At 47.8% G+C, this 24,110-nt stretch carries 27 protein-coding genes; 26 read left to right on the top strand and 1 reads right to left on the bottom strand.

Features of this window, described 5'->3' with window-relative positions; all coding sequences use genetic code 11:
• The 21 genes from QNJ26_20710 to QNJ26_20610 all read left to right on the top strand — a co-directional run.
• On the top strand, positions 1–548 hold a 548-nt coding region (locus QNJ26_20710), incomplete at its 5' end, for a flagellar biosynthetic protein FliR (protein ID MDJ0987976.1).
• A 20-nt stretch (positions 549–568) separates the two neighbouring features.
• Positions 569–1,645: a flagellar biosynthesis protein FlhB gene (gene flhB / locus QNJ26_20705; GenBank protein ID MDJ0987975.1), complete on the top strand. Its 1,077-nt coding sequence runs from the start codon at positions 569–571 to the stop codon at positions 1,643–1,645.
• Positions 1,646–1,766: 121 nt separating this feature from the next.
• Positions 1,767–3,863, top strand: coding sequence for a flagellar biosynthesis protein FlhA (gene flhA / locus QNJ26_20700; protein MDJ0987974.1), 2,097 nt, complete (start codon positions 1,767–1,769; stop codon positions 3,861–3,863).
• The gene (flhF, locus tag QNJ26_20695) at positions 3,853–5,286 is read left to right on the top strand and encodes a flagellar biosynthesis protein FlhF (protein ID MDJ0987973.1); all 1,434 of its coding nucleotides are present in this window, start codon (positions 3,853–3,855) and stop codon (positions 5,284–5,286) included. Before flhA ends, flhF begins: the two co-directional genes overlap by 11 nt.
• Positions 5,287–5,307: 21 nt before the next feature.
• Positions 5,308–6,216 (top strand): MinD/ParA family protein, encoded by a 909-nt coding sequence (locus QNJ26_20690; GenBank protein ID MDJ0987972.1) that lies wholly within the window; start codon positions 5,308–5,310, stop codon positions 6,214–6,216.
• A 17-nt stretch (positions 6,217–6,233) separates the two neighbouring features.
• Positions 6,234–6,989, top strand: a complete 756-nt coding sequence (locus QNJ26_20685; protein MDJ0987971.1) for a FliA/WhiG family RNA polymerase sigma factor — start codon at positions 6,234–6,236, stop codon at positions 6,987–6,989.
• Between the two features lie 123 nt (positions 6,990–7,112).
• Positions 7,113–7,409, top strand: coding sequence for a hypothetical protein (locus QNJ26_20680; GenBank protein ID MDJ0987970.1), 297 nt, complete (start codon positions 7,113–7,115; stop codon positions 7,407–7,409).
• 36 nt (positions 7,410–7,445) lie between these two features.
• Positions 7,446–7,967 carry a hypothetical protein gene (locus tag QNJ26_20675; protein ID MDJ0987969.1) on the top strand — a complete coding sequence of 174 codons (522 nt, stop codon included), beginning with the start codon at positions 7,446–7,448 and terminating at the stop codon, positions 7,965–7,967.
• A gap of 405 nt (positions 7,968–8,372) precedes the next feature.
• The gene (flgF, locus tag QNJ26_20670; GenBank protein ID MDJ0987968.1) at positions 8,373–9,146 is read left to right on the top strand and encodes a flagellar basal-body rod protein FlgF; all 774 of its coding nucleotides are present in this window, start codon (positions 8,373–8,375) and stop codon (positions 9,144–9,146) included.
• Between the two features lie 28 nt (positions 9,147–9,174).
• Positions 9,175–9,963, top strand: a complete 789-nt coding sequence (flgG, locus tag QNJ26_20665; GenBank protein MDJ0987967.1) for a flagellar basal-body rod protein FlgG — start codon at positions 9,175–9,177, stop codon at positions 9,961–9,963.
• Between the two features lie 9 nt (positions 9,964–9,972).
• Positions 9,973–10,980: a flagellar basal body P-ring formation chaperone FlgA gene (flgA, locus tag QNJ26_20660; protein MDJ0987966.1), complete on the top strand. Its 1,008-nt coding sequence runs from the start codon at positions 9,973–9,975 to the stop codon at positions 10,978–10,980.
• A 31-nt stretch (positions 10,981–11,011) separates the two neighbouring features.
• Positions 11,012–11,794: a flagellar basal body L-ring protein FlgH gene (locus tag QNJ26_20655; GenBank protein ID MDJ0987965.1), complete on the top strand. Its 783-nt coding sequence runs from the start codon at positions 11,012–11,014 to the stop codon at positions 11,792–11,794.
• A 25-nt stretch (positions 11,795–11,819) separates the two neighbouring features.
• Entirely contained in the window at positions 11,820–12,959 is a 1,140-nt protein-coding gene (locus QNJ26_20650; GenBank protein MDJ0987964.1) for a flagellar basal body P-ring protein FlgI, read from the top strand.
• A complete protein-coding gene (locus QNJ26_20645) occupies positions 12,960–13,343 on the top strand; it encodes a rod-binding protein (protein ID MDJ0987963.1) in 384 nt (127 codons plus the stop codon).
• A gap of 71 nt (positions 13,344–13,414) precedes the next feature.
• A complete protein-coding gene (locus tag QNJ26_20640) occupies positions 13,415–13,963 on the top strand; it encodes a flagellar protein FlgN (GenBank protein MDJ0987962.1) in 549 nt (182 codons plus the stop codon).
• A gap of 5 nt (positions 13,964–13,968) precedes the next feature.
• Entirely contained in the window at positions 13,969–14,448 is a 480-nt protein-coding gene (locus QNJ26_20635) for a chemotaxis protein CheD (GenBank protein MDJ0987961.1), read from the top strand.
• Complete coding sequence (locus tag QNJ26_20630; GenBank protein ID MDJ0987960.1) at positions 14,445–15,296, top strand: HDOD domain-containing protein; 852 nt, start codon at positions 14,445–14,447, stop codon at positions 15,294–15,296. The genes QNJ26_20635 and QNJ26_20630 overlap by 4 nt, the downstream gene beginning before the upstream one ends.
• 113 nt (positions 15,297–15,409) lie before the next feature.
• Complete coding sequence (locus QNJ26_20625) at positions 15,410–16,252, top strand: HDOD domain-containing protein (protein ID MDJ0987959.1); 843 nt, start codon at positions 15,410–15,412, stop codon at positions 16,250–16,252.
• 48 nt (positions 16,253–16,300) lie between these two features.
• Positions 16,301–17,689: a flagellar hook-associated protein FlgK gene (gene flgK / locus QNJ26_20620; protein MDJ0987958.1), complete on the top strand. Its 1,389-nt coding sequence runs from the start codon at positions 16,301–16,303 to the stop codon at positions 17,687–17,689.
• 94 nt (positions 17,690–17,783) lie between these two features.
• Positions 17,784–18,698: a flagellar hook-associated protein FlgL gene (gene flgL / locus QNJ26_20615; protein ID MDJ0987957.1), complete on the top strand. Its 915-nt coding sequence runs from the start codon at positions 17,784–17,786 to the stop codon at positions 18,696–18,698.
• Between the two features lie 3 nt (positions 18,699–18,701).
• Positions 18,702–19,172 carry a hypothetical protein gene (locus QNJ26_20610; protein ID MDJ0987956.1) on the top strand — a complete coding sequence of 157 codons (471 nt, stop codon included), beginning with the start codon at positions 18,702–18,704 and terminating at the stop codon, positions 19,170–19,172.
• Between the two features lie 408 nt (positions 19,173–19,580).
• Here QNJ26_20610 and QNJ26_20605 read toward each other — a convergent pair whose 3' ends face one another.
• Positions 19,581–20,513, bottom strand: a complete 933-nt coding sequence (locus QNJ26_20605; protein ID MDJ0987955.1) for an HDOD domain-containing protein — start codon at positions 20,511–20,513, stop codon at positions 19,581–19,583.
• A 205-nt stretch (positions 20,514–20,718) separates the two neighbouring features.
• Between QNJ26_20605 and QNJ26_20600 the strand changes: the two genes are divergently transcribed.
• The 5 genes from QNJ26_20600 (at position 20,719) to QNJ26_20580 (ending at position 24,096) form a co-directional block, all read left to right on the top strand.
• A complete protein-coding gene (locus QNJ26_20600; protein MDJ0987954.1) occupies positions 20,719–20,874 on the top strand; it encodes a hypothetical protein in 156 nt (51 codons plus the stop codon).
• A gap of 619 nt (positions 20,875–21,493) precedes the next feature.
• Positions 21,494–22,282: a helix-turn-helix domain-containing protein gene (locus QNJ26_20595; protein ID MDJ0987953.1), complete on the top strand. Its 789-nt coding sequence runs from the start codon at positions 21,494–21,496 to the stop codon at positions 22,280–22,282.
• Positions 22,279–22,584, top strand: a complete 306-nt coding sequence (locus QNJ26_20590) for a hypothetical protein (protein MDJ0987952.1) — start codon at positions 22,279–22,281, stop codon at positions 22,582–22,584. Before QNJ26_20595 ends, QNJ26_20590 begins: the two co-directional genes overlap by 4 nt.
• A 45-nt stretch (positions 22,585–22,629) precedes the next feature.
• Entirely contained in the window at positions 22,630–23,403 is a 774-nt protein-coding gene (locus QNJ26_20585) for a GGDEF domain-containing protein (GenBank protein ID MDJ0987951.1), read from the top strand.
• A 231-nt stretch (positions 23,404–23,634) separates the two neighbouring features.
• A complete protein-coding gene (locus QNJ26_20580) occupies positions 23,635–24,096 on the top strand; it encodes a hypothetical protein (protein ID MDJ0987950.1) in 462 nt (153 codons plus the stop codon).
• The last annotated feature ends 14 nt before the right edge of the window (positions 24,097–24,110 follow it).

The following is a 24,110-nucleotide window of genomic DNA, read 5'->3' as shown; positions in this document are numbered from 1 at the left end:
TTTTCCTGGGCATCAGCATCGGTATGGCCGTGAATTTGATTTTTGTGGGCCTGCAGATGGCTGGACAGATATCCGGTTACCAGATGGGCCTGGCGCTGGCGCGCGTTATGGATCCGTCCGCCGGTCAGCAGGTGCCGCTGCTGTCACAATTTTATCAGCTGTTTGCCTTTTTAATGTTTCTGATCCTCAATGCCCATCATTGGTTTTTAAAGGCCCTGGCAGAAAGCTTTCAGCTGGTCCCGCCATTCGGGTTCAGGTTCAGCGGATCGTTGATCGAACAGTTGATGGGCATGGCCGGCAATATGTTTGTGATTGGCATCAAGGTGGGCGCGCCGATTATTGCCGCCTTATTGTTGACCAGCATTGCCTTTGGCCTGATTGCCCGCACCGTGCCCCAGATGAACATTTTATTCGTGGCCATGCCGCTGAAAATCATGATCGGGCTGTTGTTTATTGGTTTTAGCTTGCCGTATCTGTCAGCATTTTTAAAAACCGTGTTTGGCCAGCTGGGCGACACCATATTTTTATTGATGAGAGCCGCTTCTTAACACGATAACCGAGGTCTCCGATGCCATCAAGCGAAGGGCAAGAACGCACAGAAAAAGCAACCCCGAAACGCCGTCAGCAGGCCAGGCGCAAAGGACAGGTTGCCAGCAGCAGGGAGATACCTTCTGTGCTGATCTTAATGACTGCCATGGGATTTTTCTATTTTGCAGGCACCTGGATGTTCTGGAACCTATCTGAAGTGGTCGGTGGTATTTATCAACAGCTGGACACCTTGCGAATCGAGACGGATACCGATCTGACAGCCGTCGCCATTGAAATGTTTGAAAAGCTGTTGGTCATCTTGGTACCGTTTTTTGTGCCAGTCTTGATCGCCGGTCTGGCAGGCAACATTGGTCAGATTGGATTCGAGATGCACTCCCAGCCCATGCGTCCTAAATTGGCCAAATTCAATCCAATTTCGGGATTGAAAAAGCTGGTTTCTTTAAAAGCGCTGGTGGAGCTGGCCAAATCCATCATTAAAATTCTGATCGTTGGCGCAATTGGCTATGGGGTGGTTAAAAAGGAAATGACCCAGTTTCCGACTTTAATGCAGCAGGAGGTCGGAGAGATTCTGGTGTTTATCGGTACAGTGGCCTTCAAACTCTTTTTTTTAGTATGCCTGGTGCTGATTATTTTGGCGATTCTGGATTACATTTATCAACGCTGGCAGCACGAAGAAAACCTAAAGATGACCAAACAGGAAGTCAAAGACGAGCGCAAGCAAACCGAAGGTGATCCAAAAGTCAAAGGGCGGATTCGAAAGGTGCAGATGGAGATGGCCATGCGCCGCATGATGGAGGCCGTACCCGATGCAGATGTGGTAATTACCAACCCCGTTCATTTGGCCGTGGCGTTAAAGTTTGATGCGGCTCAGATGGTGGCACCCACGGTGGTTGCCAAAGGCGCCGGTCCGGTGGCGGAAAGAATAAAAGAAATTGCGCGCGAACATCAGGTGCCGCTTGTTGAAGATAAGCCCTTGGCCCAGACCCTGTACAAGATGGTTGAGATCGGTGAGTTCATACCAGCGGAGCTCTATCGTGCAGTGGCTGAAGTGCTGGCATATGTCTACCGTCTCAAAGGCGTGTATCAGACGGCTTAATCGAGGTTCTGAAATCTCACGCAAAGACGCAAAGGCGCAAGGTGAAAGCGCAACCCGGTTTGGTGATCGAATCGTTTAAAAGATTCGCTTGTTTATAAATAAAAACACTAAAGGTAAGTGAATGGCAGATCAAACGCAAATAACAGGCCAGATGCCTACGATTACCAAAAACAGCGATGTTATGATGGCTGTAGCTGTGGTTGGCATCCTGGTATTTATGGTCATGCCCTTGCCAACCTTTTTGTTGGATCTGCTATTGTCCTTTAGCATCACGCTTGCGTTGATCATCTTGCTGGCCAGCATGTATGTGCCGCGAACGTTGGATTTGCCTGCGTTCCCATCGATCTTGCTGCTGGCAACCCTGTTCCGATTGTCACTCAACGTCGCTTCTACTCGGATTATATTGCTACATGGCCAAGAAGGAATTTCTGCCGCCGGTAAGGTCATACAGTCCTTTGGTGCCTTTGTGGTCGGCGGAAACTATCTGGTGGGCATTATCGTTTTTTTAATCCTGGTGGCCATCAATTTTATGGTGATTACCAAAGGGGCTGGCCGAATTGCTGAGGTGGCGGCGCGATTCACCCTGGATGCGATGCCCGGTAAACAGATGAGCATTGATGCCGATTTGAATGCGGGCTTGATCACTGAAAAAGAGGCACGTGAAAGACGTGAAGAAATTGCCCGAGAAGCTGAATACTTCGGCGCCATGGATGGTGCCAACAAATTCGTGCGTGGTGACGCAATGGCAGGAATTGTCATCACCCTGATTAACATAATCGGCGGGCTGGCCATCGGGATTTTCCAAAATGGCATGAGTTTTGTTGACGCTGCTCAAAATTACACTTTGTTGACCATCGGCGATGGTCTGGTCAGCCAGGTGCCGGCGCTGATTATTTCTACCGCCGCGGGCATCATTGTTACCCGAGCTGGCGCGACCGCGAGTCTGGGAGAAGATGTTGCCTCTCAAATCCTGATCCAACCTAAGGCCATTGCCATAACCGCTGGGGTGCTTTTTGGTTTTGGCCTGGTGCCCGGTTTGCCCACCGTGCCGTTTATGGTGCTAGCGGTTCTGACCGGGATGCTGGCATATACCATTTATCAGTTTGTCAGGGAAGATGAACGGATTGAAGAGGAGCAAAGAATTCAAGAAGAAAAATCCTTGCCGACAGATCAGTTTGCGGCCTTGCCCCCATTGGATACGCTGGCCATCGAAGTGGGCTACGGTTTGATTCCTCTGGTGGATATCGATCAGGACGGCCAGTTGCTGGATCGTATTAAATCATTGCGTGGCCAGATCGCGCGCGAGCTTGGAATTATTGTTGCGCCGGTGCACATCCAGGATAATATGCAACTCAAAGCCGGTGAGTACTCCATTTTGCTTAAGGGCAATGAGGTGGCCAGAGGAGAGTTGATGAACAACTACTATCTGGCAATGAATCCCAATGCGGTCGAAGAGAAAATCGACGGGATCCCCACCAAGGAGCCCACTTATGGACTGCCGGCCCTGTGGATCAAAGAAGAGGTCAAAGAGCATGCATTGACCAAGGGATTCACGGTTGTGGATTTGGCGACCGTGCTGACCACCCATTTGTCTGAAATTGTCAAACAGCACTGCCATGAAATGCTCGGTCGACAGGATGTGCAGCAATTATTGGATACCTTAAAAGAAACCCACCCCAAAGTGGTCGAAGAGCTGGTTCCCAATTTATTACCGCTGGGCGGTGTTGTGCGGGTGCTGCAAAACCTCCTGCGCGAACAGGTCCCCATTCGCGATTTGCTGGCAATATGCGAGACCCTTGCCGATTGGGCACCCGCGACCAAGGATCTGGATATATTAACCGAACACGTGCGTCATGCCTTGGCGCGCACAACAACCAAAATGTACCTGACGCCAGAAGGCAAAATTGCAGCCATTACTTTGGGGCACAATTTGGAATCGACCCTTTCAGGCGCATTGCAGCAAACCGAGCATGGAACCTTTTTATCGCTGGATCCCAACATCGCGCAGCAAATAATGAACAAACTGGCTGAAAGTTTTGAAAAACTGTCGTTGTTAAACTATTCACCAATCGTGATGTGCTCGGCTCAAATCCGATACCATTTTAAACGGCTGGTGGAGCGATTTATGCCCCGGGTGGCGGTGTTGTCCTATGATGAAATTTTGAGTCAGATTGAAATACAATCTTTAGATGTGCTGGAGTTAAACAATGCAGATTAAACGCTTTGAAGCCAAAGATATGACTTCCGCCTTGCGCATGGTTAAGAATGAACTGGGTTCAAATGCCGTCATTTTATCGGCGCGCAGTCTTAAAAAGGAGAATAAGCTGCTGGGTCTGGTGAAATCGGTGGGCGTGGAGGTGACAGCCGCAGTCGACACAAATGATATTGCGTCGCAACCAAAACCTGTTGCCAATGCGGGCGCTTTGAGTGCTTATCGTCGCTACGGGCATAACGACAGAAGCATGCGGAAGGATGCAAGACCATCGCTTGCGAGCAGTCTTAAAACCCGCCATGACGGCAAAACGATAGACACTTCCTACAACAAAACGGCAGCCGGTACCAACGATGTGCTCAGTTGCGTATTTGAGCACTTGTTGTCCCAAGAAGTTAAAAGGGATCTGGCCGACGATATTACGGCACACTTAAACCAGCAATATGCCGACCATCAATGGGAAACCAGCGATGAGCTCATCACAGAGATCGCCAACATATTGCAAGGCAAAAGTGCAGCGGCTGAAATGCCATCTGAAAATCAATCCGGCCCTAGGATTCTGGTAGTTGTGGGGCCCACCGGTGTCGGAAAAACAGCCACCATTGCTAAATTGGCGGCCCGGTATGCAATTGAACAACAGCAAGCCGTTGCCCTTATTTCTCTTGATTCTTATCGCATCGGCGCAGCCAACGAACTGAAGGTATACACGCGGGCAATGGGGGTTCCGCTCAAAACAGCGGCCACACCAGATGCGTTTATCGCTACGGTTGATGAAGTGCGCCAATCTGACCTTATCCTGGTGGACACGCCGGGGTTGAATTTTGCAAACCTGGAGGAAATTGAGGCCCTTAAAAACTGTCTGCGGAGTGTTGAAAATCTTGAAATTCATCTGGCGCTAAGTGCGACGGCCAAAGAAAGTGATTTAAGCCAAACCCTTAGAGGCTTAATTTCGTTGCCCGTGACACGTTTAATTTTTACCAAGCTGGATGAAAGCGCTACGTTGGGCAATATCATCAATTTGCTCAGCAACCATCCAGTGCCGCTATCTTATTTAACTTATGGGCGCCAAGTGCCAAATGCCATCAAAACAGGGTCGCTGCAAAACCTTATCAAAAAGCTGATGGGAGATTTTACCTTGCGTAAAGCCGTTTCAAAACCGCAGGAAAAGAATACCACCGCAGACGGTATTGCGGCCCAAATTGGTGAACACACATTTGTGGCCAACAACAATTCAGATGTGTTTCACTGTTCAGACTGTAAATGGACCCGCAAGATAAAACCCAAAAACCTGATTACTTTTTCAACCGCTGAGGCTGCCGGCCTGCAACATTTCTTGCCCTGCAGAGATTGCCAACCGGAAAAAAGCAAACCGTTTGGGCGTGACATGTCAGCAACGAGGGATTCTGTGCGAATCTCAAACTACTCGTAGCGGAAAGGAACAGCAATTTCAATGACGTCGAAAAATCCCTCAGATAAAGTCATTCACCTGTCGGATCGCTTAAAACATCTGGAAATTAAGCCAGGGGGGATACCGCGAAACAATGATGCCGCTGGACCGCGGGTGATTGCCGTCACCAGTGGAAAAGGCGGTGTAGGCAAAACCAGTATTGTGGCCAACCTTGGTTATGCTTTTAGCCGTTTGGGGAAAAAGGTGCTGATTTTAGATGCTGATTTAGGCCTGGGAAATCTTGATGTCTTATTAGGGATTGCCCCGAAATATAATGTGGCCCATGTTCTCACGGGCGAAAAATCTATCATGGATATTGTTGTCGAAGGACCCGGCCATCTTCAAATTTTGCCGGCTTCGTCAGGAATCCAAGAAATGACCCAGCTTACCCGGCAGCAGAAAGTTCAAATTTTGAGTGAACTGGATGAGGTCATTGACCAAGTAGACCTATTGCTGATCGATACCGCAGCCGGTATATCCTCGAATGTGCTGGACTTTAATGTGATCGCTCAGGAAATCATTGTGGTGGTATCCCCTGAGCCAACCGCCATAACCGATGCCTATGCCCTGATGAAAGTATTGGCATTAAAGTATGCCGAGAAAAGCTGCAAGGTCATCGTGAATCTGGCCCAAACAGACCAACAGGGAAATGAAGTATTCCGGCAATTGAATCTGGTGACGGAAAGATTTTTAGATATGAGCATTGAATATGTCGGAAGCGTGCTGTTTGATGCCAATGTTACCAAAGGCATCAAACAGCAAAAGCTGGTCAGCGACCTGTTTCCGGATACGCACGCCAGCAAATGCTTTAAGGATCTGGCTCGTAAAATTATTGCTCAGCCGCCGCGCCAGGTGCCCGGCGGCGATTCTCATTTTTTTTGGCACCATTTGATCGAGAACAATATATCATAACTGGAGACTATAATTCTATGGCTCTGGCACAGAGACGAACCCAAAAAGTCGTTCCCAAGGACCCCGCTTATCGCGACCAGCTGATTACCGAATATCTGCCTTATGTAAAACGCATCGTTCAAAGGCTGGCGGTCCACCTGCCATCAACTGTCGATATCGATGATCTGATGAATGTCGGTGTCATCGGTCTGATCCAGGCTGTGGATCGCTATGATCCAAGGCGGGACAACAAGTTTATGACCTATGCGATTTTCCGAATCAAAGGTGCGGTGCTCAGCGAGCTGCGGGCACGAGATTTTCTTTCCAGATCCAATCGACGCAAAATACGGGAATTGGAATCCGCTTATTCGCGTCTGGAACAAAAATTCGGCCGCGAAGTGGAAGATATGGAGGTGGCAGAGGAATTGGGAGTTGATTTGGAACAGGTGTACCGTACCAAGCAGATGTCCAGCATCTCCTTTATCAGCCTTGAAGAGTTGGGCGTGTCTTCTAGAGACGAAAAAGAAAAACTGCTGAATTATTTGATCAACAACGAAGATGATGCCCTGACCATGACCAAGTTAAAAGAATTGAGAGAAGCCATGGCTGAGGCGATTAAGCAACTTCCCGAAAAAGAGCGTCTGGTTATTTCGCTGTATTATCTGGATGAATTGACGATGAAAGAAACCGGCAAAGTGCTCGGGATTACCGAATCAAGGGTATCGCAAATACACTCTCAAGCCATTTTACATTTGCGCGCCAAATTGCGAAAACAGAAGCTATTGAACAATTAATTCTCTGCTGTAAACCATAGCTGCTGCCATAGGCGCACGTGAACAGGCCGGTAGCTGATCGTAAACTCGGAAGTGGGGAGGGCGAAAAGGTGGAATAACATTCGCGACAAAGAGGATAGACGTATGGTAGACGATATACATTTCCCGAAAGGGCTGCCACCGGTGTCTGCTTCAAGGCAAGTCCAACGCGTTAACCGTAAAAAGCGCGACGACGACAAACCACCTTTTGAAAAATACTTAAATGCGGATGAAAAAAAGGACAAAAAGAAACGCCGCAAGAAAAAAAAGTCCGATTCTGTTGATGTTACGGGTAAAACTGAAAAAGATCAGTCCTTACGCGCCGTCGAATCCTCAAGTTCAGACGATGCATCTACAGGGTCAGATGAGGTGGATCAAAAAATTATTGATGTACGTGTCTGATGCTCAGAAAAAGTTGATATGACATAGGGAGTGGAAATGACATTGCCAATGCTTAACTTCTGGGAAATCCTTCTCGATGTGACCCAGATCGGTCTATGTGGATTGATTATTGTATTTCTGATTCTCAATCGGGTCAAATTCAAACAGCTGATCTTGCGCGCACCTTCATATCAACAGTCTACGCATATCAATGCCGAATTTGTTTTGGAGGCGATTCGACAGCAAACAGAATTGGCATTTAATCATATCTTGGAAACCATCGATAAAGAGCGCCAAACACTTGATGCATATTATCAGCAAAGCGACAAGCGGCTTGCCAGCGGTTTGCTAACTCCCATTTCGAATCCTGCCCAAGATCAACCTACCGGCAGCGAGGCCCAGGGAATGGATCCTGCAAACGTTATTTACAATGAAATTGAAAATTTGGCTGATAAGGGACTGAGCCTGACGGATATTTCAGAACGTTTGAACGTTCCAGAGGGCGAAGTCGATTTGGTTTTGAAGCTCAAGCATTTGAGCCGCGGCTCTGATAAACAGAAAAACCAGCCCCCTGTTTAAACCCGCCACGGTTGACCCCTCGATCTCAGGGCAAAGTGACCGTTTTTTGCCCTTTATTCCGTTTGCCAGATCATAACCAGAGCGGCAAAAAATACCGCATGCGGCACATTGCGCTCCCCCGAAAAGCTAACCATGCTTATCTGAACAGATATGTCAATGATGGGGCGGATTGTCGGGTCACAAACAATTGTATAAACCATTGAAATTGTTTGTATTATATATTACATCCGTTTATGATGATGCTGGCTGCGTCATTGATGCCCACTGTCAAAAAAAAAACCGAATTGGTATGTGTCTTGCAAATACTAGCGGCGATCGACGGCTGCCCTTTATCATGTGGCCGCATTTTACCGATACCTGAGCCTGCTGATCTCAGGCGGGTTATTGCAGGTGGGGAGTTTGTCAATGAATGGATCTATTTACATGTCTGCAACTGGTGCGCTGGCATATGAGAAGCGTTTGCAGTTGCTTTCAAACAATCTGGCCAATGTCAACTCCGTTGGTTTTAAAAAAGACCGAGGCCGCTTCCGGGCTTTTGATATGGACGCATTGACCACTGCGAATACACGACCGGTTAACTGGCAACAGTCCCAGGCGCCGGAATACTGGATGCAATATAGCACATATACCGACTTTTCGTCCGGTAAGATCAAAAAAACGGGAAATCCATTTGATCTGGCGCTTTCGGGGGCCGGTTTTTTCTGTGTACAGACGCCAGACGGTATTCAGTATACGCGCCGAGGTGATTTCACGGTCAATGAAGATGAGGTGCTCGTCACCCAGGATGGGTGGCCGGTTTTAGGCCAAGGCGGCGAAATTAAAATCAAGATTGCCAAACCCGCTGGCGATATTCGCGAATTTTCAGTATCTGAGGATGGCTATGTCACTGTTGATGGATCACAGGTGGACCGTTTGCGGATTATCGATTTTAGCCAATCCCATGCGCTTGAAAAGGCCGGCCATAACTATTATCGCGCGTTGAAACCGAATGCGCTGCAGGATCTTGATGAAGGCCTTAAGGTCAGTCAGGGATTTTTGGAAATGTCAAATGTCGATACGGTCCGGATGATGACCGAGATGATTGAGGTTCTGCGTGGCTATGAATCTTATCAGAAGATGATGCGTTCCATTGATGACATGAACGCACGGCTGATAAATGATGTCGGCCGGGCAGCGTAATGCATAACCATTAAACATTGGAGGTAAAATGATACGCAGTTTGTGGACATCAGCCACCGGCATGCAAGCCCAAGAGCTGAATATAGATGTCATTGCCAATAACTTGGCCAATGTCAATACATCCGGTTTCAAAAAGAGCCGAGCTGAATTTCAGGATCTCCTATATGAGAGTCTGCGACCTGCCGGAGCAGCTTCTTCGGCTGATACCACAGTGCCGACCGGTATTCAGCTGGGGCATGGTACCCGTCCTGCAGCCGTGCAGAAGATGTTTGGCCAGGGCGACTTCCAGAACACCGGCAATGAGCTCGATTGGGCCATTGAAGGGGATGGGTTTTTCCAAATTGAACTGCCAGACGGTGACACCGGGTACTCGCGATCCGGCGAATTCAAGCTGGATGCCGATGGTCGCATCGTCAATCCGGACGGATTCCCGTTGATTCCGGAAATGACAGTGCCCACTGACACCATCTCGATTTCAGTGGGCCTGGATGGTACCGTTTCCGTCATTCAGGCGGGTGATGCGACCCCAACCGAAATCGGTACCGTTCAGTTGGCGCGCTTCGTTAATCCGGCCGGATTGAGAAGTCTGGGAAAAAACCTGTACTCGCCGACCAATGGCTCTGGAGATGAAATTATTGGCACGCCCGGCGACAATGGTTTTGGTACGCTGGCCCAGGGCTTTTTAGAAATGTCCAATGTCAGTGTGGTGGATGAAATGGTCAATATGATTACCGCCCAAAGGGCCTATGAAACCAACAGCAAGGTCATTACCACCGCCGATGACATGCTACAACTGGCCAACAATCTGAAACGGTAATGGACACCAATGAACTTACTAAATATTAATACCCAATCATTAAAATGGCTTTGTGCGGGCTTGATGTTTTTACTGCTGGCATTTTTTTGTATGCCGCTGACTGACGCATGGGCCAATCAGACAACCACCCTTCGCTTCACTGAGCGCGTCGAAATCGATGGTGCCGAGATTTTACTGGGGCAAATCGCCAACTTCGAGGGCGATGATGTTCATCTTATACAGCAGTTGAAAAATATCATGATCGGCAAAGCGCCGTTGCCAGGGGAGTCACGCCAGTTTGACCTAAAGTTTCTGCTAAAGCGCCTCCAACAGCATCATGTCGATATGGCCACAGTGGTTGTTGACGGACCGCCAAAAATTTATGTTACCCGCAGCCATGTTGAAATTCAGAAACAGGAAATCGAAAAAATTGTTTCTGATTTTATTCTGCGCCAGGTGCCTGGAAATAACCAAACCATGCGCATTAAAGATATCCGCGTCATGAATGACGTGGTGCTGCCGAAAGGGCGGATTACTTACAAGGTGAGCGCACCGCGCAGCCGGCAGCTGATGGGCCGCTGCCCAATTGCGATAGACTTCAGCGTTAACGGTAACTCCCATAAAAAGGTATGGGCCACGGCCATGATCGAGGTGCTTGGACCTGTAGTGGTGACACGCAAACCACTTGGCAGATACAAGCCTATCGCAGCCGATGATATTGAGGTCCAAATGCTTGATCTGGCCAATGTACCTGCCAATGTGCTCTGCGATCCGGATGCCGCCATCGGCAAGCGGACCAAAAAAGCCATTGGCGCTCAAACACCATTGAGGGCTAATAGCGTCGAATTGCCGCCATTGGTCAAGCGGGGAGATCTGGTGACGATTATTGCCGAGTCGCAGAGTTTGAAAATTACCACCCTTGGGCAGGTGAAGAAAAAAGGACGTAAAGGTGAACGAATCCCGGTGATCAATTTGGATTCAAAAAAAATACTGCATGCGGTGGTGGTTGACACCAACACCGTCAAGGTCGATTTTTAAAACGCTTGGAGTAAAACATTAAGGAAAACCAATGATGTTAAAATCAACCCAATATGTTATCGGAATGACCGTTTTATTGCTGGTGCTTGCGAGTCTAACCGGCTGCTCCGTTACCCGGCAGAACCTCCCGCCGGTAGCGCAAACCATGCCGATGAAACCCAAAGTGCCGGTTGAAGCCGTATCTTTACCCACACCGGATTTCAATGGTTCACTTTATGAATCTAATGGCTCTTTGTACGCGACGCGCAGCATGTTTAATGATTTTTTTATTGATACCAAAGCACGCAAAGTGGGTGATATTGTCACGGTCAAAATTGCAGAATCGTCCAACGCCACCAATTCAGCCGACACCAAGACCGGGCGTGAGTCTGCCTTGGAAGCCGGCATTGACACGTTTTTTGAAATCGAAGACTGGTATAAAGACAAGGTCTTAGACAATATCACCAGCAAACTGCCCCGACCCGACCCCTTTAACAATCCGGCGGTCAAAGGCAGCATGTCCAGCGATTTCAACGGCTCCGGAACCACCTCGCGCAGCGGGGACCTCAATGCCTTTATCACCTGCCGGGTGGCAGAGTTATTGCCCAACGGCAATCTGAAAATTATTGGGTCGCGCGAGATTTTGGTCAATCATGAGACCCAGATGATTATTTTGTCCGGGACCATTCGGCCACGCGACATCGATGATGATAATGTCATTTTGTCCACCTTTATTTCAGATGCCAAGATCGCTTACAGTGGCAGCGGGGTCGTCGACGACCGTCAGCGGCCTGGCTGGCTGGCCAATTTACTGAATTCGGTTTGGCCCTTTTAAACTGTGCAGCAAGGATGATAATTTCATGAAATTTGGCTTTCAAACATTGTTCAAGCATAAAGGGCGCGCCATTTTATTTTCGGCGCTGCTCTTTCTCATCGTTATGGTGCCGGATGTATTGGCTGTTCGCATCAAAGATATCGCCGATATCAAAGGCGTGCGCCAGAATCAACTGGTGGGTTACGGACTGGTGGTGGGGTTGGAAGGTACCGGTGACAGTGACAGCTCTTTGTTTACCATTCAATCGCTGGCCAGTTTGCTGGAAAAAATGGGTGTCACCGTTCAGACCAGCGATATTGAAGATGTCGAAAACGTTGCTGCGGTTATGGTGACTGCTGATCTGCCGCCGTTTGCCAGCTTGGGCAGCCGTCTTGATGTGTTGGTCAGCTCCATCGGTGATGCAGAGAATCTGCAGGGCGGCACGCTGCTGTTCACACCGTTGCGGGCTGCCGATGGAAATGTTTATGCGGTTGCCCAGGGACCGGTTAGCACAGGAGGGTTTGCCATTAGCGGAAACTCCGGTGATCAGGTCCAAAAGAATTTTCCGACCGTGGGTCGCGTTGTTGGCGGCGCCCTTGTGGAAAAGGAACTGCATTCAAATTTCAACGATAAAAATGCGCTGACGTTGGCGTTGAAAGACCCGGATTTTACCACTGCCAGTCGGGTGGCCCAGGCCATCAATCGTGCTTTTTTTAGCCAGTTGGCAAAAACAGAGAATGCCGGCTCGATTCGGGTAACGGTGCCCGAAAACTATCTGGGCAATACGGTTCAATTTGTAACGAGGATCGAGAGCCTGGGTGTAACGCCGGACATGGTTTCCAAAGTGGTCGTCAATGAACGTACCGGCACCGTCATCATGGGAGAAAATGTCCGCATTGCGACCATTGCGATCGCCCATGGCAATTTAAGCATTCAGATCAATGAATCCCTGGATGTTTCACAGCCGCTGCCGTTTTCACGCGGTGGCCAGACCGTGGTCACGCCGGAATCAGACATCGTCGTGCAAGAGGGCAAAAACCCCATTTTCCTGGTGGAATCGGGTGTCAGTATTGGGGAGGTCGTCAAAGCATTAAATGCCCTCGGCGTTTCTCCGCGGGACCTGATAGCAATTTTCCAGGCGCTCAAAGCCGCAGGAGCGCTGCAGGCTGATTTGGAGATTATTTAAATGACCGATCCGATATCAATGCCAAAACTGCCCGTTGATTGGTCCGAGGCCCTTGAGGCGTCCCCCGACCGACTTCAACAACGGTTGTTGAATTCTAAAAACGGCACCCCCGAGGGTTCTGTGAGTGATACAGAGCTGGTTGATACCTGTCACCAGATGGAGTCGCTTTTTATTAACCATTTATTCAAAGAAATGCGCGCCTCTATTGACCGCTCGGGATTCATAACCGGTGGCAGGGCTGAAGAAATCTATACATCCATGATGGATGCAGAAATGGCTGCCAAACTATCCGAGCGCGGTGGGATCGGCTTGGCCGATATGCTACTGCATCAGCTGAGGCAATCGCACACAGATGATACGGATGAAGATTCCGGTTTGCCATGAGGATATTATTTCTAAAGTTATTGGTAATTTAGCCGATATATTAAGTTGTACACCAACGGGTTTTGCATTCGATGAAAACGATGAGGGAAACCCGCTACAGCGTTAGGGAACATGATCATATGGAACACCTGTTGAATAAACTGATTGGATTGTTGGCCCATGCGACAGAGCTGTATCAAGAGTTGCTGGGTGTTGTCCAAAATGAAAAAGAAGCCGTTGTGGGGCTGAATTTAAAACAGCTCAATGAGGCCTGCAAGGCCAAAGACAATTTGCTGTTGAAACTGCGCATTCTGGAAGAACAACGACAACAAGTAATGGATCGCATAGCTGATGAATTGGGGTGTTCGCCCCAGGGCTTGACCCTGACACGCTTGTCTGAACAAGTGGAGCCATCCTATGCGCGACGTTTGTTGGATCGCAGTACGGATTTGCTGGCGCTGATTCAAACCCTTCAAGAGGTCACACAACAAAATAAATCCCTGATGTCGCATTCGATGCAATTGATTCAGGGTTCGTGTAATTTGCTGAATAACCTTATGATGGCGCATCCGGTCTATTTCCGAAGTGGCAATGTGGATGGTGGGGATCAGACGGGTCGGCTGCTGAGCGGTGAAATCTAAACAAAATGAAATGTGTCGTTCCGATAGGTGATATGAAAATCGCCCAAAGCCCGGATCAGCTGGTCACAGATGCGCTCGGTAGTTGCTTGTGTTTGACGGTATATGACCCGGTATCGGGTATCGGTGCTTTGTTACATGCCATGTTGCCGTTATCTAAAATCAATTTAAAAAAGGCCAGCATCAATCCGTATATGTTTGTCGACACCGGCATTCCGGCCCTTTTTGCCGAACTGGTCGCACACCAAAATGTGATCCCCAAAGAACAATGGGTGGTCAAAGCAGTTGGGTGCGGCAACCTAATGGGCTCCAAAGAAGTATTTAAGATCGGCGAGCGAAATTATCGCATACTCTGTGAACAGCTTGCAAAGGAAAAGATCGTCCTATCAGCCGAGGATATTGGCGGTACGGCTGGTCGTAGGGTATGTCTAGATATTGCCAGCGGGCAGACCATGGTTCACAGTAACGGTGCAGAGAGGCGCTTGTGAGAGACACCAGATTAAATGAGATTTTGGCCAGAGTAAAATCATTTCCAACCATGCCCGGAGCCGGGGCCAAGATGCTGGCATTGCTTGAGGAACCCGATACGACGGTTTCTGAGATTGAAGACATTTTGCGCTATGATCCCGGTTTGACGGCCAATGTGCTCAAACTGGCCAATTCGGCATATTTTGGTCTTCCCTCCAAAATCGGTTCCCTGAAGCAGGCGGTTATTGTTTTGGGTTTAAAGCGTCTCATTCAGCTGGTGGTCGCTTCTTGTGTGAGCGCGATTATGGACAAATCCGTGCCTGGTTACGATTTGCCGTCAGGGGATTTATGGCGCCATTCGATTGCGGTATCGATTGCGGCCGAAGCACTGGTCAAACACAAAAAAAGAGTAAAGACCGAAGATATATTTACCCCTGCACTGCTGCACGATATCGGCAAGTTGGTCTTGGGTTCTTATGTTAAGGAAGAATTGGAGGAGATCCAAGCAATTGCGGCTAAAGGAATTCCGTTTGTCGTGGCTGAAAACATGATTCTGGGTGCCGATCACGCTGAAATCGGGGCGCGTATTTTAGCCCAGTGGAATTTGCCGGCGGATGTCATCAACGCGGTGCGCTGGCACCATGACCCGGATTCGCCGGACGCCAGTAGCATGCCTATGGATGTGGTTTATCTAGCGAACGTCTTGTGTCAAACTCCGGATACCAGCGGCCCCGAAGCCGGTCATGTGGTTGAATTATCACCGACCGTCATTGATCGCTTGGGGATACAGCTTGATCAATTCGAGGGCATTTCAGAAAAAGTGGCCCATTGGGTCGATGAATTGTCAAATGCCCTGGCATTCAATTAGGCATTCAGAGGTCGCTAAACCCAGATGCAAGGATTGGCAAAATGGGTTTTGAAGGTGCGCAAATGATTGTGGAAGACATTATGCCATTACTGAAATGGTCAAGGATATAATCAATGGAAGCTCGAAAAATCGCCGCCGCTATTAAGTCGTTTCCGGGCATGCCGGGGACGGCCGTCAAATTACTGGGGTTGATCGATGACCCGGCCATGCGTGTTTCTCAGATAGAGGAAATATTGCGTCAGGACCCAGGATTGACAGCCAATGTTCTCAGACTGGCCAATTCGGCTTACTTTGGCATTCCCTCAAAAATTGGTTCAATTCGGCAGGCCGTGATATTGCTGGGGCTAAAGCGCCTGATTCAAATGGTAATTGCTACGTGCGTCAGCGCCATCATGGATAAACCGGTACCTGGTTACGACCTGGCGCCGGGAGAGCTGTGGCGCCACTCAATTGCCGTCTCGGTTGCAGCCGAAGGCCTGGTAAAAGAATTGAAAGTGGAAGCTGCGGAGGAAATATTTACCGCAGCGTTGCTGCATGATGTTGGCAAATTGGTTTTAGGAGAGTTTGTTAAGGACGATTTTAAGAAAATTGAAAACGCTGTTTCAGAATGGGTCAGTTTTGAGGAAGCAGAGACCATGGTATTGGGCACGAACCATGCAGAGGTGGGTGCCCAAATATTAACCCGCTGGTCTTTGCCGGTGGAAATTGTCAACGCGGTTCAATGGCATCATAAGCCTGAAGCGTCCGATCAAATCAGCACCATGTTGGATATTGTCCACGTGGCCAATTTTATGAGTATCATGATCGGTATCGGCATCGGTCGGGATGGTCTGCAACACCAGCCGAGTGCCGCTGTCAGCGAGCGTCTGGGACTTACGCCTGCTCATCTGGAAAAGGTGGCCAGTCAAACCATGCAATGGGTAACAGAGCTATCCGAGGTGATTGGCCCAAACTAAAAGCGATTGAACAGTGGAAACTAAAATGATCACACTAAGGAAAACACAATGACCGATGTTGGTGGAATTTTAAGTGTTTCAAGCAATGCCTTATTGATCCAGCAAAAGGCCCTGAATGTCACCAGCCACAATATTGCCAATGTGAATACTCCCGGCTATTCTCGCCAGCGCTTGCAGTTGTCAACCAACGAGCCTCAGTATACGTCTATTGGTTGGGTGGGCAATGGGGTTACGGCCGATAGCATCGAGCGTATTTATGATCGATTTTTGGGGGACCAAATAAATAATGAAAATCAGAGCTTAGGTCGATGGGACGCTCAAAAAGGGGCGGTTGAAATGGTTGAGATGATTTTCAACGAAAGCGAAGGATACGGGCTGAGTTATGCCTTGAGCCAGTTTTGGGATGCCTGGCAATCATTGACAAACAATCCCGCCGGGGCCACTGAAAGACAGGTGCTGGTCACCAACAGTCAGGTTTTAGCCGGTAAGTTTAACCAACTGGACGCTGATCTGAGGCAATCCCAAGAGGATCTGGATATTGCCGTCAAGGGAACGGTGGCGGACATCAACCGCCTGTCGGAACAATTGGCTGATTTGAACCACAAAATAGTTTCCACCGAAGCCGGTGTTTCCAACGCCAATGATTACCGCGATCAGCGCGAACAAATGCTTAAAGAGCTTTCAGAGCTGATTGATGTCAATACTTATGAAGATTCCAACGGGGCCGTTCATGTGATGGTGGCCGATGGACGATTGCTGGTGGGTGACGGTCAATACTGGCAGCTGTCCACCCAGATCAATGCTTTCGGACTGCAAGATGTGGTTTGGCTGGACAGAAGCGGCAGCCCAATAAATATTACCGGCGATATTGACGGTGGTAAGCTAAAAGGCTACCTGGAGGTGCGCGATGCGATCATTCCTGCCGATATGAATAGCTTGGATGCCCTGGTGCAGACGTTAATGACCGATATCAACACCCTACATCAGGCCGGTTTTGCCCTAGACGGAACCGCTGGTGAGGTTTTTTTTAACGGTCTCGGGGCAGGCAATATCCAACTTAATCCCAATATTGCCGGTAATTTGGATCTGATTGCCGCCGCAGCCGATCCATTGACGGTTCCCGGGGATAATCGTCAGGCGATCCAAATTGTTAATTTACAATACCAGCTGAGCATGAACGGCAATACCGCGACCTACAATGACTACTACAGTGCGCTCATCAGGGATACCGGCAATGAAGTTCTCAAAGCAGATGCCTATTATCACCACCAATCGGATATGATGGCCCAGCTGGAAAATCGGCGTGAATCGATTTCCGGGGTTTCCCTGGATGAGGAGATGATTAATTTAATCAAATTTCAAAATGCGTATTCGGCCGCTGCCAAAATGATCAGTGCGGCCGATGAAATGCTCAAAACGGTGTTGCAGATGGTATAAGCCGCCACAACCGTACAAGGATAAGGGTCTGACGGTCCGGATCCGGGTCGGTGATGTTACCGAAAAGCGGCATCCCAAAAGGAGGGGATGAATCATGCGCGTAACACAAAATACCATGACACAGTCGCTGATGCGGTATCTTACAGCGCAGAATGAAGCGCTTTATGATCGGCAGCGGATCATTGCCACCCAAAAGCGCATCAACAAACCATCCGATGACCCCATCGGGATGGGAAAGATATTGGATTACCGGCAAACACTGGAATCCATTGATCAATATCAAACCAATATTCAGACCGGTATGACGCGTCTGGATGTAACCGAATCAACGTTAAAGCTGGTGGATGATTTGTTGCAGGTTGTGCGGGCCATCGGGCAAACAGAAGCCGCGGGTACTGCCGAGAGCCGCCTATTGGCAGCTGAGGAGGTCAAACGGTTGTATGACCAGATTATGGATCTGTCCAATTCTACCCAAAATGATAACTATCTTTTTTCTGGCTACCTAACCAAAACAGCGCCTTTTTCACGCGATGACACCCAGTTGACCACATATGACAAATATACGGCCAGTTACAATGGGGACAATGGAGATGTGAATTTTATCGTGGCCACCAACACCGAGGTCAGCATCGATGCGGACGGCCAGCCGATCTTTCACGATGCCGCCAGTGGCGGTATTAACATTTTTGACCATATTCGGGATTTGATCGTGGGATTGGAAAATGACGATTCGGATGCCATTTCGACCCAATCTGGAATGCTCGATCAAGGCCGAACCCAGATAAATAACATCCGCGCGGCCAACTCATCGATCTATTATCAATTGGAGATAACCGAAAGGCATTGGCAGACCTATAAGCCCAAAATCCAGGATTTGATGGCCAAGGAAGAGGAAGCTGATATCACCAAAGCGGTGGTCGAACTGCAAAATATTGAATTGGCATATCAAACCACATTGGCCACCGCGGCGCGTGTCATTCAACCCGGATTGGTTCAATTTTTGAAATAAACTATGAAAAAAGCATACACCATATCTTGTTTTGTTGTTCTCCTGTCATTTATGGCCACCCAACCGGTTTTCGGTCTGAAAAGCGACAGTATCGTGCGTTTAAAAAAAGCGGGTGTTAGCGACGCTACCATCCAGTTGATAGTGCGAGAAAAGGTGGTTGAAACCGCTGCTTTTAGCGTCCAGGAAATTATTGACATGAAAAAGGCGGGGCTTAGTGAAAAAACGATCCAAATGGTCATTCAGGAAGGCTCTTTTCTCAAAGATACTGCGCCCATTATTTACGGCAAGGATGTGCGTTCAATTGAGTTTACGACCGCGAATGACATTATTACGCTCAAAAATGCCGGCATCAGCAATGAAGTCCTTCAGGCGATCATCACTGTTGTTGGGGAAAGCTCAGATACGGATCGACGGGATGCTTACAGACTGTTAGAGGATATGGAAATTCGTGTCGATTTGCGGGACGGGGATTAACACTTTCAGAATCTGGAGTAATGGATAAATTCGAAACCACCCGAGCACTGTGGTTTGATCGGACACCATTACTTTGCTACCTCCAAATTCGAAGACGGTTATAAATCGGTTTTGCAATACTCCAAAACTCCAGCACTCCATTACTCCAAGGAACTGCATGCCCACTACTTGCCACAAATGCATTTTTTACTATGTCACCTGGGACTCGAAGTTTCCACACGGCTGTCGCGGAATGGGCTTTAAGAGCCAGCGCTCCCCGATTCATGACGTCCGTCTTGTAATGAATGGTCAAGAGTGCCTGCTCTTTTGTGCTAAAAAAACCTGGAAAAATCGATCACCTCAAAGAAATCTCCATCAACGCTAACCTTTTTTCATATCTTATCGTCTGCATATAGCTAAGGATGCACATCAATTTTCTTGATCAATTTCCACAGAAGTTGTCGCGCGGGCGCGCAAATGCGCCTTTAAATCATTGATCACCAGATCCGTCGCCTGCTTGAGCAAGGAAGGGAAAATCTCCGGATACCCACTTGAGCGCAACTGGGTTTGTACCTGTTCGCGGTAATTTCTTTTGCCCTCCTCAATGGTGGCCCGCAACATATGATAAAGATCCATGGGTGCGACATCTTTGGGCAGCGAAAATTGGCCGACAATGGTGGTGGCCTGGCGGGCGATATGCTGCAAATAGTTATCGCTGCTCATGGGCACCACGGTATCACGGCTGTCATGAAATCGAACGGCATCACATATTTCCTGGGGTACATTGAAGCGCTGTAACACCAGTGCGCCGATTTCAGCATGGCTGACGCCAAGGATCATTTTTTCCGCTTCACAAGACGGTAAATCTTGTGATTTTTTTAAGCTCACAATTTGTTCATGTTCGGGCTTAAAATATACCGCGATAACCAGCTTTCCGATGTTTTGCAGCGTCGCGACTGTGAAAAGATCATCTAACTGGTTAAAATTAAGAATTTCACCCAAGACCTTGGCAACCGCAGCGCAAACCTGGGCCTGTTTAAGGAATTTCTCGAAATCAAATTGCTTCAGCCGCCTTGTAAAATGATCCATTAATATGGAGCTTATTAAAATATCTTTCATTTTACCATAACCCAACAGCTTGACCGCATAGGTGATCGATCGCACTTCACGTCCACCATAATAGGCCGAGTTGGCCATGTTCAAAAAGCGGGCTGCTAGACTTGGCGATAATTTTTCAACGATTTGATCAAAATTGCTGGCCGGACTGTTGAGCAGGGTAATGATGTCGACAACCTCCGTATCGACCAGAGGCAGTTTTTTGATTTTGCTTTCGATTCTTTCGATTGTTTCCTCAGTTGTCATTCCAAATCCTCCCAGCACAAATTAGGCCTGCAATGGAATAGGTAACGGCGCCTCAAGGGGATAGGATTCCGCTGGTAGATGTCGATACCCTGTTTGGCGTGCTTTATAGCCCTTCATAGATAGGTTTGATTTGATATAAAACAACAGCAATAGGTATGCCAAATAAAAGCGTCTGCCCGCTATGAGCCGTTGGTTTGAGAAAATCATGGAAAAAGGCATTGGAACGATGTTTTTGCCACCTATACGGGGCGCTAAAATCGCAAAACCTATTGATACACTTACGATTTCTGACAAAGCCTTGACAGTTTTTGCCAAAATCTTGTCAATGCAAGGAAAAACCCTGTTAGGGGGGGGTGCCTAACAGGGTTCGTCGGAGGTGGGAATGAAGGAAAGGAGGAAACTTCATTCCATATTTGCCATACATCTTTGCAACTACTGTGCCATTTGAAAACATATAAAGGCCAATTTTTTAATCGATTGGCGATACGGCGTTTAACAGCTTGATTATTTATTAATTACAATAAGTTGTAAATTTAATCATTTTCAGGTTGTATTTGAAAAGAACCTTTGATGGTTACAATTTTTGTGGGCAGAATGTGCAAATGTGGGTCAAATATCTGACGAATAGGCAAATATGGCCCTGGGATGGCAGCACTCAATCCAGGGACGGTATCGCAAACTTTTACCATATGTACTTAATTTATTTATAGTTATCAACAAAAGTAGGTTGTCGTGATCGCTTCAGTTAGATCAATCTGCGCCCAAAAATTTGTTCATTTGATCAAAATATGCAAAATATTGCCTATTTGCAAATTGCGAGCAAAAATTTTGCATTTTGCGAATATATCATTGGTGACAACCTGCTGTTGGACGCCTACCAAAATAAAAAAGTCCCATGAACAATCATTTTAACAATCAAGTTTTCGGCCAAAATTCCGATACTATTATAGATTCTTTTATGCGAGGAGTTAAACGTCAGAATGGAAGATTGCCCCAAAACCCTATCGGTGACCCAGGCAGCGCACCTATGTGCGGTGGGCCGCACAACCGTTGGGTACTGGATTCGCTCTAAAAAACTTGCAGCCAACCGGCGCGGCAAAAAATATGAAATTCCGGTTCAAAATTTATTGTATTTTTTAAAAGCCAATGGACAGAATATACCGGCGGAACTTGAGAAAGCAGATTTGAATGCACCGGTTTTTCGGACTTTTCAGAATTGTTGGTGCTACTATCAAGACCATCTCCACGGATCAAATTGCCACCAGTGTATTGTTTATCGAAACCAGTTGGATGTGTGCTTCAGCGCCCGCAACGATGCAAAACTCAATTGCGCGGTAGGTTGTGAGAACTGCCGCTATTATCAGGACGCCTATTATCCGCGGGTTCAGTTTATTCATCAATTGGATGTTCCGGCGGCGATCATCAAGGAGCTGTATTTTTGGGCTGGAAACACACAGATGGCAGATCTTTGTGAAATTGGAGCAAAACAACTGGTGGGGCTGGGCATTGAAAAAATCATCCACCCCCGATCACTGGAACAGGTCATTTCGTGTGTTAAGCGCCAGGCATTGGGGGACAGGGGCATGCCTTCCGGATGCCGGATCTATATTAAGAATCATCAATCACAGGGTGTAAAAATCAAATGCGCTATTTTGGGTTTAAAGGAACCGCAAGGTGCTTATTTGATCACCGCAGCGCCCGTGTTCAATGACCACCCAATTACCCACAAACCATCTATTGAAGAGCATTGCGCAGAGTGGATCCGATGAAATGGGGACTGAAAAAGGAGCCGCCAGCGGCCATTGATCCGCAAGAATTGCTTGAAGGTCTAGAGACCTGTTTGGCCAAAAAAGATTTTTTTCTGTCCACCATACAGGCGCTTTTGAAGTTTATTCATGATTTTGCATTAGACATCAAAGAGCTCAAAAGCGATACGTTCAAACAGCAGCTCGTTGATCTTGAAGCCGAATTTACGCGCACCCCGAAACTTAAAAAAACGGCAGCGGCTTTTCGCAAACATCGCAAACGGATTCAGAGATTTATCGATCGGCAACAGCAATATCTGGCCTAGCGCGAAAAAAAGCTCAAAGACATCATTGACTTGCTGTCCAAGGCCATGGTTACCCTGGATAGCGATAACCAGAAATATCATCAAAAGATTTACCGCCAAAGCGAAAAAATAGAAGGTTTTACCCGTTTAGATGACATCAAACGGCTAAAGCAGGCACTGATTCACGAAATCGACAATATCCGCAAAACCGTTCGCAACAAGCAGGAACGCGACAGTAAACAGCTAAAAATCCTGTCAAAACAGGTCAGCACCCTTAACCATGAACTCAAAAAGGCTAAAGTAGATTCAGTGACCTATGGCCTAACAGGGGTTTATAACCGTAAGGCGCTTGATGCGCACATTGATCACCTTGTCGAACAAATTACCCGCAAACCCACTGATGTTGCAGTTTTGATGGTTGATATTGATGATTTTAAGGCCATCAATGATGCATACGGGCATCCGACAGGCGACCGCGTTCTTCTGGCGTTGACCCAAAAATGCCACAGCCTTATCCGGCATGAGGATTTTATCGGTCGATATGGGGGCGAAGAGTTTGTGATTGTCTTATCCAACGCCTCTTTGCCGAATGCCATAAAAAAAGCCAAACTGATTTGCAAATCTATTGCGGATACACGCTACGCTATAGATGATATAAAAGCCGGGCAGATTCTAAGCGTTACGATTTCGATTGGCATTAGCGTCTATCAGACAGGCGACACGACCCACTCTGTCATCCAACGGGCCGATCAAGCCCTTTATGTGGCCAAAGACACCGGGAAGAACCGCGTGGTGGCCGAAAATGAATTGGCTGTCAAAGAGGTTATCGAGCCACCATAATTGGCGGTTGGGGCAAAATCTGCCGCATGGATCGGTATGTCGGCTCGCTCCTTTGAGCTTAGGTTGAAAATATCAGATATGATTTCAGCGATATACAAAAAAAGAAAACTGGCAAGTACTCTTGCATGATTTTTGCATAATATTTTTTCGAGAAAAAAAGCAATCACCCGTGTCGCCATAAGCACCGGGTGATGGATTGCTTAACCATAACAATAGACAAGGATGTACATCATGAAAATTGACGGCAACAATAACATTGCACCTAGCGCCTACCCGGATAAAACAGCAGCAAAAGACAAGACTTCGGATGCCGAATTTAAAAATATTCTCAAAGCGTCGGTTGAGCGTTCTCAGCAACCTCCTGCCAAGGTTCCAACACCTCACCAGACGCATCCAATCGCCGCGGTTCGATTCCCGGCGCCAGAACCAATGGCCCGACAGACAACAATTGAACGCATTGACAACCTGCTGAATTTACTCGATCAATATAAAGACCAGCTGGCCAATCAGAACGTCACGCTAAGACGTATTGAGCCGCTGTTGAACACCATCGCCAAAGAAAAAGAGCAGCTTTCGGGAGTATTGGAGCAGCTGCCGAACGACGACAGTCTCAAAGACATTGTCCAACGTACGCTTATTACGGCATCTTTGGAGGTTATGAAATTTAACCGAGGCGATTACATCACCGCCTAAGCTAACAGTGCTTA

The organism is Desulfobacterales bacterium (assembly GCA_030066985.1).
Lineage (GTDB): Bacteria > Desulfobacterota > Desulfobacteria > Desulfobacterales > JAHEIW01 > JAHEIW01.
This window is presented reverse-complemented; position numbering and strand designations above follow the sequence as displayed.

Bases quoted from the DNA above. Each gene is read 5' to 3' on its own strand.
- flhB (MDJ0987975.1), top strand. From the start codon at position 569: ATGCCATCAAGCGAAGGGCAAGAACGCACAGAAAAAGCAACCCCGAAA.
- flhA (MDJ0987974.1), top strand. From the start codon at position 1,767: ATGGCAGATCAAACGCAAATAACAGGCCAGATGCCTACGATTACCAAA.
- flhF (MDJ0987973.1), top strand. From the start codon at position 3,853: ATGCAGATTAAACGCTTTGAAGCCAAAGATATGACTTCCGCCTTGCGC.
- QNJ26_20690 (MDJ0987972.1), top strand. From the start codon at position 5,308: ATGACGTCGAAAAATCCCTCAGATAAAGTCATTCACCTGTCGGATCGC.
- QNJ26_20685 (MDJ0987971.1), top strand. From the start codon at position 6,234: ATGGCTCTGGCACAGAGACGAACCCAAAAAGTCGTTCCCAAGGACCCC.
- QNJ26_20680 (MDJ0987970.1), top strand. From the start codon at position 7,113: ATGGTAGACGATATACATTTCCCGAAAGGGCTGCCACCGGTGTCTGCT.
- QNJ26_20675 (MDJ0987969.1), top strand. From the start codon at position 7,446: ATGACATTGCCAATGCTTAACTTCTGGGAAATCCTTCTCGATGTGACC.
- flgF (MDJ0987968.1), top strand. From the start codon at position 8,373: ATGAATGGATCTATTTACATGTCTGCAACTGGTGCGCTGGCATATGAG.
- flgG (MDJ0987967.1), top strand. From the start codon at position 9,175: ATGATACGCAGTTTGTGGACATCAGCCACCGGCATGCAAGCCCAAGAG.
- flgA (MDJ0987966.1), top strand. From the start codon at position 9,973: ATGAACTTACTAAATATTAATACCCAATCATTAAAATGGCTTTGTGCG.
- QNJ26_20655 (MDJ0987965.1), top strand. From the start codon at position 11,012: ATGATGTTAAAATCAACCCAATATGTTATCGGAATGACCGTTTTATTG.
- QNJ26_20650 (MDJ0987964.1), top strand. From the start codon at position 11,820: ATGAAATTTGGCTTTCAAACATTGTTCAAGCATAAAGGGCGCGCCATT.
- QNJ26_20645 (MDJ0987963.1), top strand. From the start codon at position 12,960: ATGACCGATCCGATATCAATGCCAAAACTGCCCGTTGATTGGTCCGAG.
- QNJ26_20640 (MDJ0987962.1), top strand. From the start codon at position 13,415: ATGAAAACGATGAGGGAAACCCGCTACAGCGTTAGGGAACATGATCAT.
- QNJ26_20635 (MDJ0987961.1), top strand. From the start codon at position 13,969: ATGAAATGTGTCGTTCCGATAGGTGATATGAAAATCGCCCAAAGCCCG.
- QNJ26_20625 (MDJ0987959.1), top strand. From the start codon at position 15,410: ATGGAAGCTCGAAAAATCGCCGCCGCTATTAAGTCGTTTCCGGGCATG.
- flgK (MDJ0987958.1), top strand. From the start codon at position 16,301: ATGACCGATGTTGGTGGAATTTTAAGTGTTTCAAGCAATGCCTTATTG.
- flgL (MDJ0987957.1), top strand. From the start codon at position 17,784: ATGCGCGTAACACAAAATACCATGACACAGTCGCTGATGCGGTATCTT.
- QNJ26_20610 (MDJ0987956.1), top strand. From the start codon at position 18,702: ATGAAAAAAGCATACACCATATCTTGTTTTGTTGTTCTCCTGTCATTT.
- QNJ26_20605 (MDJ0987955.1), bottom strand. From the start codon at position 20,513: ATGACAACTGAGGAAACAATCGAAAGAATCGAAAGCAAAATCAAAAAA.
- QNJ26_20600 (MDJ0987954.1), top strand. From the start codon at position 20,719: ATGGAAAAAGGCATTGGAACGATGTTTTTGCCACCTATACGGGGCGCT.
- QNJ26_20595 (MDJ0987953.1), top strand. From the start codon at position 21,494: ATGGAAGATTGCCCCAAAACCCTATCGGTGACCCAGGCAGCGCACCTA.
- QNJ26_20590 (MDJ0987952.1), top strand. From the start codon at position 22,279: ATGAAATGGGGACTGAAAAAGGAGCCGCCAGCGGCCATTGATCCGCAA.
- QNJ26_20585 (MDJ0987951.1), top strand. From the start codon at position 22,630: ATGGTTACCCTGGATAGCGATAACCAGAAATATCATCAAAAGATTTAC.
- QNJ26_20580 (MDJ0987950.1), top strand. From the start codon at position 23,635: ATGAAAATTGACGGCAACAATAACATTGCACCTAGCGCCTACCCGGAT.